Here is a 12,451-nt window from a genome sequence, read left to right as displayed (position 1 = left end):
GATGCGCGCGATGGTGCTGGAGACGGTCGGGCAGCCGCTGGTGCTGCGGCAGGCGGCCGATCCGGAGCCGGGGCCTGGCCAGGTCCGCCTGCGCGTGGAAGCCTGCGGCGTGTGCCGTACCGACCTGCACGTGGTCGACGGCGAACTGCCGGCGGTGGCGCCGCCGGTGGTGCCGGGGCACGAGGTGGTCGGCCGGGTCGACCGGCTGGGGGCGGGCGTGCACCGGATCGCGCTGGGCCAGCACGTGGGCGTGCCCTGGCTGGGCTCGACCTGCGGCACGTGCGCCTACTGCCTCGGCGGGCGCGAGAACCTGTGCGATGCGCCGGGCTTCACCGGCTACACGCTACCCGGTGGCTTCGCCAGCCACCTGGTGGCGCGCGCCGATTTCTGCGTCCCGCTGGACGAGGCCGCCGATCCGGTCGCAACCGCACCCCTGTTGTGCGCGGGCCTGATTGGCTGGCGCGCGCTCTGCCGGACGGGACAGGCGCGCACCCTCGGCCTCTACGGCTTCGGCGCGGCCGCCCACCTGCTGACCCAGGTGGCGCGTTACCAGGGGCGGCGGGTGTTCGCCTTCACCCGGCCCGGCGACCTGGCGGCGCAGGACTTCGCCCGCGCGCAGGGCGCGGCATGGGCGGGCGACGCGGACGCGGATGCGCCGGAGCGGCTGGATGCGGCGATCATCTTCGCCCCCGTCGGCAAACTCGTGCCGACGGCGTTGCAGGCCGTGCGCAAGGGCGGCCGGGTGGTCTGCGGCGGCATCCACATGTCCGACATTCCGGCCTTCCCCTACCGGCTGCTGTGGGAGGAACGGGAACTGGTCTCGGTCGCCAACCTGACCCGCGCCGACGCCCATGCCTTCTTCGCCGAGGCCGCCCGCGCGGTCGTGCACGCCACCACGCGGCGCTACCGGCTGGAGGCGGCGAACGAGGCACTCGACGACCTGCGCCACGGCAGGCACAGCGGCGCCGCGGTGCTGGTGCCGTAACCGGCAGCGGGACGACTGTTACCGATCGTTACACAGGGTTGCGCGGCCGTCGTCGTCCGGTCGCAGTGGCTGGCTAACGTGGGACCCACGCCAGTCCCCGGGAAGCCGCCATGAACGCTCTCGCCGCCTACGCCACGAACCCCGCGCCCGCTACGGCGCCGCCGCAGGCGATGGGCTCGACGGGACCGATCGACGTCGAGCAGCTGTCGCGCCACGTCCAGGTGGTGCGGCGCAAGCTCGCGGCGGGCCAGCACGCCTATCGCGCCGGCCAGCCGTTCCACGCCATCTTCCTGGTGCACGCCGGGTTCCTGAAGACCTGCGAGCTGTCCGAGGACGGCCGCGAGCGGGTGACCAGCTTCCGCATGCGCGGCGACCTGGTCGGGGTGGAGTCGATCGGCCTGGCCCACTACGCCTGCGACGTGGTGGCGCTGGACGACAGCGAGATCTGGGAGCTGCCTTACCCGCCGGTGCTGCACGCCTGCCTGCGCATGCCCGAACTGCAGGTGCGCCTGACCGCGGCGCTGGCCGGCGAGATCCGCAACGACCGCGCCTGGATGCTGGCGCTGGGCACGCTCACGGCCGAGCAGCGCGTGGCCGCCTTCCTGGTGGACATGGCCGAGCGGCACCTGCGGCTGGGTTTCAGCCCGCGCCATTTCCTGCTGCGCATGGGGCGTGCCGACATCGCCAGCTTCCTCGGCCTCAAGCACGAGACCGTGACCCGCGCACTGACGAAACTTGACCGGCTGCAGTGCATCGATGTGCAGCGCCGCGACATCCGCCTGCTCGACACGGACGGGCTGCGCCGCATGGCCGGCCAGGGCTCCACGGTCCACTGACCTCGGTTCAGCGGCTTTCCAGCGCCTGCGCCAGCGCCTCGCCCAACTGCTCCCGCCGGTAGGGTTTGCGCAGCAGGCCGACGCCGCTCTGCAGGGCCGCGTCGGCGCCCGCGGTGGAGCGCTCGAAGCCGGAGGTCAGCAGGGCAGGCAGGTCCGGGCGCAGGCACCGGGCCTCGCGCACCAGCTCGAATCCGTTGGTGCCGTTGCCCAGGGCGACGTCGGAGAAGAGCAGATCGATCCCGTGGTCGCTGCGCAGCAGGGCCAGCGCCTCGGTGGCGTTCCCGGCCTCCAGCGTGTCGTAGCCGAGCGAGTGCAGGAAGCGGACGGCGAGCTTGCGCACGTCGGGCTCGTCCTCGACCACCAGCACCCGCGCGTGCCCCGGGCTGACACTGCCCGCGGTACGGGCCTCGCCGGCATCCTCCGCCGATGGCGCGGTCGGCAGCAGGATTTCCACGCGCGTGCCGCGGCCGGGCTGGCTGCCGATCACAAGGCGTCCACCCGATTGCTGGACGAAACCGTAGACCATGCTCAACCCCAGCCCGCTGCCCTTGCCGGATTCCTTGGTCGTGAAGAACGGTTCCAGCGCATGGTCGCGCACGTCCGGCGTCATGCCGGTACCGGTGTCTTCGACCAGGAACGCCACGTACTGCCCGGGAGGCAGGGCGCCCGCCTCGCCGTCGCCGATCTCGCGGCCGCGGGCGCTGATGTGCAGCGAGCCGCCTGCGGGCATGGCGTCGCGTGCATTGAGCGAGAGATTGACCAGGGCCGTCTCCAGTTCGCCGGGATCGGCGTAGACGGCAGGGACGCCGGCGGGGCAATCGAGGCTCAGCTGGATGCGCGCCCCCAGCGTCCGCATCAGCATGGCGCCGACGTCGTCGAAAACCTGCTGCGGCCGCACGCCGCGCGGGGTCAGTGCGCGGCGGCGCGAGAAACCCAGCAGCTTGCGGGTCAGGTTGATGCAGCGGTCGACCGCACGCGAGGCGCCGTCGATCAGTTCGCGCGCATCGGCCACGCCGCCGTACTCGGCATCCAGGATCTGCAGGTTGCCCGAGACGATCGTCAGCAGGTTGTTGAAGTCATGGGCGATGCCGCCGGTGAGCTGGCCAAGCGCATCGAGCCGCTGGGCATGGGCCAGCTGCTCCTCGCTGCGGCCACGCTGGACTGCCGCGGCGAGCATGTTGGCGGCCAGTTGCAGGAAGTGCAGCTGGTCGTTGTTCAGGCCGCCCGGTTGGCGGTTGAGCGCCAGCAATGCGCCGGTGGTTTCGTGACGGTCCAGTAACGGAAGAATCGCGGCGTCGCCGAAGCCGTGCGTGGCGAGCGCCGTGCGCAGCGCCGGCAGCTCCTCCTCCGGTTCGCGTGCCAGCATCCATGCATCCGTGCGTGGCCTCCTGCCCAGGTGCGCGGCCAGGCGATCGCGCGCGAAAGCGTCCGCCATCGCGTCGATCAGCACGGGAGCGAGGCCGCTGGCCGAACGGATCGGCAGCGCGTGGCCGCCGGGCAGGCCGACGGCCACCGCCACGCCATCGGCGCCGAGGGCCTCGGCGATCAGCCCGGACACGGCGGCGCGCAAGGAGCCGTCGTGGCTCGATTCGAGTACCAGTCGGCCCAACTGGGCCAGGTAGCCGTCGCGGCGCGCACGCTGCAGCGCCTGCCGGGAGCGCTGCGTCTCGGAGATGTCGCGGATGGACGCCGCGTACAGATCGTTGCCCACCGGGCTCAGCGCGATCTCCATCGGGAAGGACTCGCCGTTGCGCCGCACGCCGGTCAGCTCGTAGCCGGCACCCATCGGGCGGACCCGCGGCTCGGCCATGTAGCGCGCGCGATGCGCGGCGTGCGCGGCGCGGCTGCCCTCCGGCAGCAGGTTCTCCACCCGCTGGCCGACCAGTTGTCCCGCCGCGTAGCCGAACATCCGGTCGGCCTGCGGATTGGTCAGCACGATGGCGCCCGTCCGGTCCACCACCACCATCGCGTCGGGTGCCGTCTCGAAGAGGGTGCGGAACAGGCCTTCATCGGCGGCGAGGCGCGGGGTCGGCATGGCGCTACTCCTGGCGGACGGTGTCGCTGAAGATGTAGCCCGCGCCGCGCACCGACTTGATCAGGACCGGCGCGGCAGGGTCGGGCTCGATCTTGCGCCGCAGGCGGCCGATCTGCACGTCCACCGCGCGGTCGTAGGGGCCGGCGTCCCTGCCGTAGAGGTGGTTCATGAGCTCATCGCGCGAGAGCACCCGGTTGGCGTGGGTGACCAGCACGTGCAGCAGCCCGAATTCGCCACTGGTGAGCGCAATAGCCTCGCCCGAGGGCGCCACCAGGGTGCGGCTGTCGAGCTCCAGCCGGTAGCCGGCGAACCGGTAGACCACCGGTCGCGACATCGCCTGGCGCGGGCGCTCGCCGCTGCGGCGCAGGACGCTGCGGATGCGGGCCAGCAGTTCGCGCAGGTCGAACGGCTTGGTCACGTAGTCGTCGGCGCCGATCTCCAGCCCGACGATGCGGTCCACCGAATCGCCGCGCCCGGTGACGATGATCACCGGGCCACGCCAGTGCTCGTGCAGGTGCCGGGTCAGTTCCAGCCCGTCCTCGCCGGGCAGGCCGAGGTCGAGCAGTACCAGGTCGATCGCGGCGACGGCGAGCAGCCCGAGCATGTCGTGGCCTTTGTCGACCATGCTCACCTGGAAACCCTGGGCGCCGAGATAGCGTTTGAGCAACGCCGCGATTTCGAGGTCGTCGTCGACCACCAGCAGATGGGCCTGCCGGAGTGACATCCCTTGCTTGTCAGGATCCTGTGCCGACACGAGAGTCCCGTCCATGCTGGTATGTGGCGTGATATCCGCCAATAACAGGGAAGCCCGCAGGTCCGCTTCTCGGCGGAAACCTGTGGGGTATATACCAGAGGTAGTCCAGAGTCCGCGCGAAAGCCATCAAGGGTGCGTCAAAAAGCCCGTCGGAACGGTTGATCCTGGTCAACAGGCCGGGGCGCCCCCGGCGCCATGCTCCGGGCCCGACCGAGGATTCCGCCATGTTCGAAATGCTTGTCGATGCCGGTCCCCACGCAGGGAGCTTCTTCCTCGACACGGCGCTGTCGCTGGCCCGGCGGCTGGAAGCCTTCGCCTGCGGCTTCCAGGTGCTCCCGCTGCAGCCGCCGGTGGCGCTTTCCTTCGAGACGTCGTTGCTGGAAGCCGAGGAGCAGAGCGCGCGTGCCCGGCGCGACTGGTGGCTGGCGCAGTGCACGCAGGCGGGCGTCGAGGGCGAGTGGGAGATCCTGCGCGGCGACGTCGCACCGGCGATCGCCAAGCGCTCGCGGCTGGCCGACCTGGTTTGCCTCGAGGTATCCGTCGCGGGCGGTGCGCGCGACGTGCTGTCGCCCGAGCCAGACCGGGCGCTGGTGCAGGCCGCCGGTCCTCTCCTGCTGGTACCGTCCACCTGGCGAGGCATCACCGGCACGCGCGTCCTGGTGGCGTGGAACGGCTCGGCCGAGGTGGCGAACGCCATCCGTGCCGCGCTGCCGTTGCTGGCCCGGGCAGCGGACGTCTGCGTGCTCGACGGCGAGCAGGCCTGCCTGCCGGGCATCACCCCCTCGCCGCTGCCGCTGAAGGCATGGATGGCCCGCCAGGGTGTCGGCGCGCACTGGGAGTCGCTCGACCAGGCGCGTCAGCGGGAGGTTTCCATCGCCGACGTCGCCAACCGGATGGGCGCGGACCTGCTCGTGATGGGCGCCTACGGCCACCACTGGACCAGCAGCTTCGGCCGCAGCCAGATGACGCACACGCTGCTCCGCCACATCGACCGGCCGATCCTGCTTTCGCACTGAGCCGGAGCGGCAGGACGGTGCACGCTCAGTCGAGCAGGTAGTCGCGAATACCCTCGCTGTCCAGGCCGGTCAGGTTGCGCCGGATCTCGCGGCTCACGCACTGCTGCAGCGTCCTGTCCAGCTCGCCGTGCAGGGTGCCCAGGAAACGCGGTGCCGCGGCGATGACCAGCGACTGGAAGCGCCGCTCGCCGTGGGCGGCGCGCAGCGCGCCGACGAGCGTGGAGGCGAAGCGCGCGGCCGCCTTGTCCTTGCCGTCGGTGCGCGGCTCGATCGCGTGGCGCGCAGGGCCGACGCTCTCGTGGACCCGCGGCGGTCGCTCGAAGGTCGGGCCGTGCACCACGTCGGGGTTGACGAAACAGGCGGTCTCGGCCCATGGCGCGCGACCGCGCTCGTACTCGAACAGGCGTGCCTTCTCGCTGTCGGCCACCAGCACCCAGGTCTTGTTCATGGCTCTCTCCGGCAGAGCGCTGACATGCAGGGGCAGGGTAGCGATGACCTGCGTGGGCCAATTGATCCTGGTCAACCGGGCGGGCGCGGCAACCGCCATCCTGTGACCGTCCGCAACGGCGGACGCGAGGAGGCGCCATGCGTGCGATCGACATCGGTACCCGGCGGGTGATCCAGGCGGACGCCGCCACGACCGTGACCGAGGCGGCCGGCATCATGCGCAGGCACCAGGCCGGTTGCCTGGTGGTGACCCGCGAGGAGGACGGCAGGACGGTGCCGGTCGGCATCGCCACCGACCGCGACCTGGTCACCCGCGGCATCGCCGCGCACATCGACCCGGCGACCACGCCGCTGGAATGCGTGATGTCCGCCCCGCTGCTCGGCTGCCGGCCGGAGGCCGCCATCGACGAGATCGTGGAGACGATGCAGCAGCGCGGCTTGCGCCGGCTGCCGCTGATCGACGCGGCCGGTGTGCTGGTCGGCATCGTCAGCACGGACGACGTGCTGGTGGCCCTCGCCGCGCTGGCCGACCGCGTCAACCAGACACTCAACGTCCAGCCGACGCTCGATCGCGCCTATCTCTAGGAGCCCCGCGTGCCCGCCATGCCGTTGCCCGAACTGCCTTTCCCCGGCGAACGGCTGCGCCCGCAGCGCATCGGCATCGATACCGGCGGCGAGCACGTGGCGTACCTGCCGCAGGGGTCGCCGGCCTGCCACGGCGAGGGCTTCGGGCCGCATTCGCGGTTACAGGTGAGCATCGGCCCGCGCCGGCTGATGGCGACGCTGGCGATCGTGCAGGGCGAGCGGCTGGCAGCGGACGAGGTCGGCCTGTCCGAGTCGGCCTGGCTGCGGCTGCAGCCTGCCGCGCACGAGCACGTGACGCTGGCGCACCCGCCGAGCGTGGAGTCGCTCTCGAGCGTCCGCGCGAAGCTGTACGGCCGCGTCCTGGCCGAGGCCGAGGTGCGGGCCATCGTCGCCGACATCGCCGCGCACCGCTATTCGAACATCGAAATGGCCGCTTTCATCGCCGCCTGCAGCGACGACCACCTCGACCTGGACGAAGTGGTGGCGCTGACCGCCGCGATGGTCGACAGCGGTGCCCGGCTGCGATGGCCCGGCCCGGTGATCCTGGACAAGCATTGCGTCGGCGGGCTGCCGGGCAACCGCACCACGCCGATCGTGGTGTCGATCTGCACGGCACTGGGGCTGACCATGCCCAAGACCTCCTCGCGCGCGATCACTTCGCCGGCCGGCACTGCCGACACCATGGCGATGCTGGCCCCGGTCGAGCTGGACCTGGCGCGGATGCGCCGTACGGTCGAGCACACGGGCGGGTGCATCGTGTGGGGCGGGGCGATCAACCTGGCGCCGGTGGACGACACGCTGATCCGGATCGAGCGTGCGCTGGACATCGACAGCCCCGGGCAACTGGTCGCCTCGATCCTGTCCAAGAAGATCGCGGCAGGCTCCACCCACGTGGTGATCGACATGCCGGTCGGGCCAACCGCCAAGGTCCGCGACCCGCGCCGGGCGCGGACGCTGGAACGGATGCTGCGTGCGGTGGCAGAGCGCTTTGGCCTGGCGCTGACGGTATTGCGCACCGACGGCGCGCAGCCGGTCGGCCGCGGCGTGGGCCCGGCGCTGGAAGCGCACGACGTGCTGGCGGTGTTGCAGAACCTTCCGGCACAGCCGCAGGACCTGCGCGAGCGGGCGCTGGCACTCGCCGCGGCCGTGATCGAAGCCGGCGGGCGGGCCGCGGGCGAGCCGTCGCTGGCGCTGGCGCGCGAGTGCCTGGATTCGGGCCGCGCCTGGCGGCAGTTCCAGGCCATCTGCCAGGCCCAGGGCGGCCTGCGCAGCCCCGGCGTCGCGCCCTACCGGCGCCCGGTGGCGGCCTGCCGCGGCGGCCGGGTCGAGGCGGTCGACAACCGCCGGCTCGCGCAGGCGGCCAAGCTGGCGGGCGCGCCGCTGTCGCCGCTGGCGGGGCTGTCGATCGACGTGCGCCTGGGCGACCCGGTGGTGGTCGGCCAGCCGCTCTTCACCCTGCATGCGCAGAGCCCGGGCGAACTTGCCTACGCGATGGAATACGTCTCCCGCCACCCGGACATCGTCCACCTCGGTGCCGCCGCATGAGCCTGCTCTACGCGTTGCCGGGCAACGCGGCCTTCGCCCGGGCGCTGTGCAGGCACGCGGGCTGGCAGCGCGGCGAACTGGAACTGCACCGGTTTCCGGACGGCGAATCGCTGCTGCGGCTGGCCACCCCGCCGCGCGGCACCGTGGCGCTGGCGTGCTCGCTGAAGCGGCCGGACGCCAAGCTGTTCCCGCTGCTGGCCGCGGCCGCGACGGCGCGCGAGCTTGGTGCGACGCAGGTGGGCCTGGTCGCGCCCTACCTGGCCTACATGCGCCAGGACGTGCGCTTCCACCCGGGCGAAGCGGTGTCGGCGCGGGTCATCGGCGGGCTGCTCGGCAACGCCTTCGACTGGGTAGTGACGGTCGACCCGCACCTGCACCGCATCCACGACCTCGCCGAGGTGTTCGCCTGCCGCACGTCGGTGGTCCACGCGGCGCCCGAGCTGGCGGCATGGATCCGGGCCCACGTGCGCGAGCCGCTGCTGGTCGGGCCGGACACGGAGAGCGCGCAGTGGGTGCAGGCGGTGGCCGACGCACTGGGCGCGCCCTGCGTGGTGGCGCACAAGCAGCGCCGCGGCGACCGCGACGTCAGCGTGCGACTGCCGTCACTGGCCCGCTGGCGCGGGCACACGCCGGTCCTGCTGGACGACATCGCCGCGTCGGGACATACCTTGATCGACACGGCCCGCGGCGTGCGCGAGCAACTGCCGCAGCCGGCACCGGTCGCCGTGGTGGTGCATGGCCTGCTCGGCCGCGGCGCGCTGGAAGCCCTGCATGGCGCCGGGATCATCCGGCTGGTCACCACCAACACCGTGCCCGGCGAGCTTTCGGCGATCGACGTCAGCGCCCGCGTCGCCCAGGCCATGGCGGCCCTCGGCGCGGCGGGCGGCTAGCTAGCGCACCACCAGCACCGGCACGCGCGAATGGGCCAGCACCTTCACCACCACCGAGCCCAGCACCAGGCTGAGCAGGGCGCCCCAGCCGTGCGAGCCCATCGCCACCAGGTCGCACTTGAGGCGGGAGGCGAGCCGGGTGACCGCCTCGGCCGGGTCGCCGACTTCGTGCCTTTCCTCGAACGTGTGACCGGCCTTGGCCAGCGTGCGCCGCGCGGTGCGCAGGGCCGTGTTGGCGTTGGACGCGTGATACCGGCTGATGTCGCCCGCGCTCAGGTAGCGGGTCACGCCGGCGCTCAGCGGCGGGTCCACGTGCAGCAGGACCAGGGCGGGGCGCGAGGACTCCGGCACCTGGCTCCAGTGACGGATGACGTAGCGGACGGCGCGGTGGCTGCTGGGGCTTCCGTCGACGGGCAACAGGATCTTCATGGCGGGTCCCGGGGTCAGGGAGCGAGCAGCAGCGGCACGCGGCTGTGCCGCAAGGAGTGGCGCGTGGCGCCGCCGAGCAGCCGTTCGCTGGTCCGCCGGCGTCCCCAGGCACCCTGCACCAGCAGGTCGACGCCCAGGCGGCTGGCCTCATGGTGGATCGCTTCGCCGACGTCGCCGTGCACCTGGAAGGGCAGCCAGTCGCAGGCCACGTCCTGCCGGCCGAGCCACTCGCGCAGCGGCGCGGCGGTCCTGCCGCCGGGGCCGTGCGTGCCGTCGAGCACGGTCACCCGGTCGGCCATCCGCAGCAGCGGCAAGGCGGCGCGTGCGGCGCGGGCGGCCGGCGCGCTGCCGTTCCAGGCGAGCAGCACGTGGCCGATCGCCGGCCGCGCGATCCAGTCGTCGGGCACCAGGATGACCGGACAGCCGCCGTGCACCAGTGTCTCGGCCAGCCGGCGGGAGGCATCCTGCAGGCTGGCCGGCCAGCCAGGCAGGCGCCCGATGATCAGGTTGGCCAGGCTGGCGCGCTCGGCCACGACCTTGCGGAACACGCCGCAGACCACTTCCCAGTTGCCGCCGACGGCGGCCGCCTTGCAGCGCTGGAGCCACCAGGCTTCGTCGGCCAGCGCGTCGCGCTGCTCGGCGGCCAGGATGCCCGCGGCGTCCGGCAACGCCATCACCACCGCATCGAGTGGAATCACGCACAACCCGGTGACCCAGGCGTGCCACTGGCGGGCCAGCGAAAAGGCGTAGTCCAGCAACGGCGCCTCACGTTCGGGCTCGGCCACGTTAACGATCAGTTCGGTCATCGACTCGGCTTCCGCAGGCGTGTGCGCCAAGCATGCGCAGGCCGTGCCCGGCGGCTGTTGACCGGGATCAACTCGGGTCATTTGTGGCGCCCTGGTCGCGGCTACCGTCGACCGCCCCTGGGCCTGGGCGAGGGGGCGCAATAGGCGTCATGCAGGGCCTCGATGACCGCCTGCGCGGGGCCCGGCTCGAGCGCGTAGTGGATCGATTGCGCCTCGCGCCGCGTGCTTACCAGGCCGTCCTCGCGCAGCCGCGCCAGGTGCTGCGAAAGCGCCGACTGGCTCAGGGCGGGGAGCGCCTCGTGGAGCTGGCCGACGGAGCGCTCGCCCTCCACCAGCAGGCACAGCATCCGCAGCCGCTGCGGGTTGCCCAGCGCCTTGAGCAGCCGCGCGGCCTCGTCAGCGCGGGCGTGCATGGCGGAAAGGTCGGCGGGTAGGCGCGTGGGCATGAGGGGTTCTCCGTTGCGGCTTGACTTTAGCACTTTCGAATATTAACGTTGTCTAATATTAGAGCAACCTAATCTACAAGACGCTTGATGCCGGTCAACAGCCGCGTGCCGCGCGGCCGCCAGCATGCCGGCAGTCAAACGGGAGTGCGCGAACATGGCCGACATCATCGTGCTGGGCGCCGGACTGGGCGGTACCGCCGCGGCGTACGAGATCCGCGCCGCGCTCGGCAAGGGACACACCGTGACCCTCGTCGGCGACGGGCCGCGCTTCAACTTCACCCCCTCCAACCCCTGGCTGGCGCTGGGATCGCGCAAGCGCGAGGACATCGGTCTTGCGCTGGCCGGCCCGATGGCGCACCACGACATCGGGTTCATCGACGTGGCGGCGGAGAAGGTCCTCGCAGCCGAAAGCCAGCTTCGGCTGGTCGATGGCCGCGTGCTCGACTACGACTTCCTGGTGATAACCACCGGGCCGCGCCTGGCCTTCGACGAAGTGCCCGGGCTCGGTCCGGACGGGCACACCCAGTCGATCTGCACGGCCGAGCATGCGCAGCGTGCCTGGGAGGCCTACCAGCGCTTCCTCGATGCACCGGGTCCGGTGGTGGTCGGGGCGGCGCCGGGCGCCAGCTGCTTCGGCCCGGCCTACGAATTCGCCATGCTGATGGACAACGACCTGCGCCGGCGCAAGCTGCGCGAGCACGTGCCGATCACCTACGTGACCCCGGAGCCGTACGTCGGGCACATGGGGCTGGGCGGCGTGGGCGACTCCAAGGGCCTGCTCGAGCACGAGTTCCGCCAGCGTGGCATCCGCTGGATCGCCAACGCCAAGGTGCTCGGCGCCGAGGCGGGCAAGCTCCGGCTGCAGGAGCTCGACGCCCGGGGCCAGCCGGCAGGCGAGAGCGAGCTGCCGTTCGCCTACGCCATGCTGCTGCCGGCCTTCACCGGCGTGGACGCGGTGCGCGGCATCGAGGGGCTGACCAATCCGCGCGGCTTCATCCTGGTCGACGAGCACCAGCGCAACCCCCGCTTCCGCAACGTCTTCGCCGCCGGCGTGTGCGTGGCGATCCCGCCGGTGGAGGCCACGCCGGTGCCGACCGGCGCGCCCAAGACCGGCTTCATGATCGAGTCGATGGTCACCGCGATCGCGCACAACCTGCGCGAGGAAATCGCCGGCCGCCAGCCCGATGCGCGCGCGACCTGGAACGCGGTATGCCTGGCCGACATGGGCGACACCGGCGCGGCGTTCGTCGCGCTGCCGCAGATCCCGCCGCGCAACGTGACCTGGGCGAAGGAGGGCAAGTGGGTGCACCTGGCCAAGCTCGCCTTCGAGAAGTACTACCTGCACAAGATCCGCAGCGGCAACACCGAACCGGTCTACGAGAAATACGTGCTCAGGCTGCTCGGCATCGAGCGGCTCAAGCCGCCCGTCAAGCATGCCCAGGGAGACCTTCCATGAACATCGATCGCGTCGTGCTCGGCTTCGCCGGAAGCATGGTTCTGCTGTCCGTCGCCCTGGGCTGGTGGGTGGCGCCCGCCTGGCTGTGGCTGGCCGTGTTCGTCGGCGCCAACCTGCTGCAGTCCTCGTTCACCGGCTTCTGCCCGCTGGCGATGATCCTCAAGGGCCTCGGGTTCAAGCCCGGCTGCGCCTTCCCCCGCTGACCACGCCATCCCTGCCGA

At 71.9% G+C, this 12,451-nt stretch carries 14 protein-coding genes; 8 read left to right on the top strand and 6 right to left on the bottom strand.

Annotated elements, in window-relative coordinates:
* Position 1 precedes the first annotated feature (1 nt).
* Both VFH59_RS08815 and VFH59_RS08810 read left to right on the top strand, forming a co-directional pair.
* A complete protein-coding gene (locus tag VFH59_RS08815) occupies positions 2-985 on the top strand; it encodes a zinc-dependent alcohol dehydrogenase family protein (RefSeq protein ID WP_325164515.1) in 984 nt (327 codons plus the stop codon).
* A gap of 110 nt (positions 986-1,095) precedes the next feature.
* Complete coding sequence (locus VFH59_RS08810; protein ID WP_325164514.1) at positions 1,096-1,821, top strand: Crp/Fnr family transcriptional regulator; 726 nt, start codon at positions 1,096-1,098, stop codon at positions 1,819-1,821.
* 7 nt (positions 1,822-1,828) lie between these two features.
* On the opposite strand, the gene VFH59_RS08805 is transcribed toward VFH59_RS08810, so the two are convergent.
* Both VFH59_RS08805 and VFH59_RS08800 read right to left on the bottom strand, forming a co-directional pair.
* Positions 1,829-3,856: a PAS domain S-box protein gene (locus VFH59_RS08805; RefSeq protein ID WP_325164513.1), complete on the bottom strand. Its 2,028-nt coding sequence runs from the start codon at positions 3,854-3,856 to the stop codon at positions 1,829-1,831.
* Positions 3,857-3,860: 4 nt separating this feature from the next.
* Entirely contained in the window at positions 3,861-4,580 is a 720-nt protein-coding gene (locus VFH59_RS08800) for a response regulator (protein WP_325164512.1), read from the bottom strand.
* Positions 4,581-4,834: 254 nt separating this feature from the next.
* Here VFH59_RS08800 and VFH59_RS08795 point away from each other — a divergent pair, with 254 nt between their 5' ends.
* Positions 4,835-5,626, top strand: coding sequence for a universal stress protein (locus VFH59_RS08795; RefSeq protein ID WP_325164511.1), 792 nt, complete (start codon positions 4,835-4,837; stop codon positions 5,624-5,626).
* Positions 5,627-5,651: 25 nt separating this feature from the next.
* Here VFH59_RS08795 and VFH59_RS08790 read toward each other — a convergent pair whose 3' ends face one another.
* Positions 5,652-6,074 (bottom strand): host attachment protein, encoded by a 423-nt coding sequence (locus VFH59_RS08790; protein WP_325164510.1) that lies wholly within the window; start codon positions 6,072-6,074, stop codon positions 5,652-5,654.
* 137 nt (positions 6,075-6,211) lie between these two features.
* Between VFH59_RS08790 and VFH59_RS08785 the strand changes: the two genes are divergently transcribed.
* From VFH59_RS08785 to VFH59_RS08775, 3 genes are read left to right on the top strand one after another with little or no spacing between them, the layout of a single operon-like run.
* Complete coding sequence (locus VFH59_RS08785) at positions 6,212-6,658, top strand: CBS domain-containing protein (RefSeq protein WP_325164509.1); 447 nt, start codon at positions 6,212-6,214, stop codon at positions 6,656-6,658.
* A gap of 18 nt (positions 6,659-6,676) precedes the next feature.
* Entirely contained in the window at positions 6,677-8,203 is a 1,527-nt protein-coding gene (locus VFH59_RS08780; RefSeq protein WP_325164539.1) for a thymidine phosphorylase family protein, read from the top strand.
* Complete coding sequence (locus VFH59_RS08775) at positions 8,200-9,093, top strand: ribose-phosphate diphosphokinase (RefSeq protein WP_325164508.1); 894 nt, start codon at positions 8,200-8,202, stop codon at positions 9,091-9,093. Before VFH59_RS08780 ends, VFH59_RS08775 begins: the two co-directional genes overlap by 4 nt.
* Here the strand turns inward: VFH59_RS08775 and VFH59_RS08770 are convergent, their stop codons facing one another.
* The 3 genes from VFH59_RS08770 to VFH59_RS08760 all read right to left on the bottom strand — a co-directional run bounded on the left by VFH59_RS08770 (position 9,094) and on the right by VFH59_RS08760 (position 10,774).
* The gene (locus VFH59_RS08770; protein ID WP_325164507.1) at positions 9,094-9,522 is read right to left on the bottom strand and encodes a universal stress protein; all 429 of its coding nucleotides are present in this window, start codon (positions 9,520-9,522) and stop codon (positions 9,094-9,096) included.
* Positions 9,523-9,536: 14 nt separating this feature from the next.
* Positions 9,537-10,328 (bottom strand): universal stress protein, encoded by a 792-nt coding sequence (locus tag VFH59_RS08765; protein ID WP_325164506.1) that lies wholly within the window; start codon positions 10,326-10,328, stop codon positions 9,537-9,539.
* A 101-nt stretch (positions 10,329-10,429) separates the two neighbouring features.
* Positions 10,430-10,774: a metalloregulator ArsR/SmtB family transcription factor gene (locus VFH59_RS08760; protein ID WP_325164505.1), complete on the bottom strand. Its 345-nt coding sequence runs from the start codon at positions 10,772-10,774 to the stop codon at positions 10,430-10,432.
* Between the two features lie 154 nt (positions 10,775-10,928).
* Here VFH59_RS08760 and VFH59_RS08755 point away from each other — a divergent pair, with 154 nt between their 5' ends.
* Together VFH59_RS08755 and VFH59_RS08750 are read left to right on the top strand one after the other, a co-directional pair.
* Positions 10,929-12,230 (top strand): FAD/NAD(P)-binding oxidoreductase, encoded by a 1,302-nt coding sequence (locus tag VFH59_RS08755; protein ID WP_325164504.1) that lies wholly within the window; start codon positions 10,929-10,931, stop codon positions 12,228-12,230.
* Entirely contained in the window at positions 12,227-12,433 is a 207-nt protein-coding gene (locus VFH59_RS08750; protein ID WP_325164503.1) for a DUF2892 domain-containing protein, read from the top strand. Before VFH59_RS08755 ends, VFH59_RS08750 begins: the two co-directional genes overlap by 4 nt.
* Positions 12,434-12,451: the final 18 nt, after the last annotated feature.

The sequence above is a fragment of the Frateuria sp. genome, assembly GCF_035695185.1.
Lineage (GTDB): Bacteria > Pseudomonadota > Gammaproteobacteria > Xanthomonadales > Rhodanobacteraceae > Frateuria_A.
Note: the sequence above shows the minus strand (reverse complement) of the source record. Positions and strands in the feature narration are given on the sequence as shown.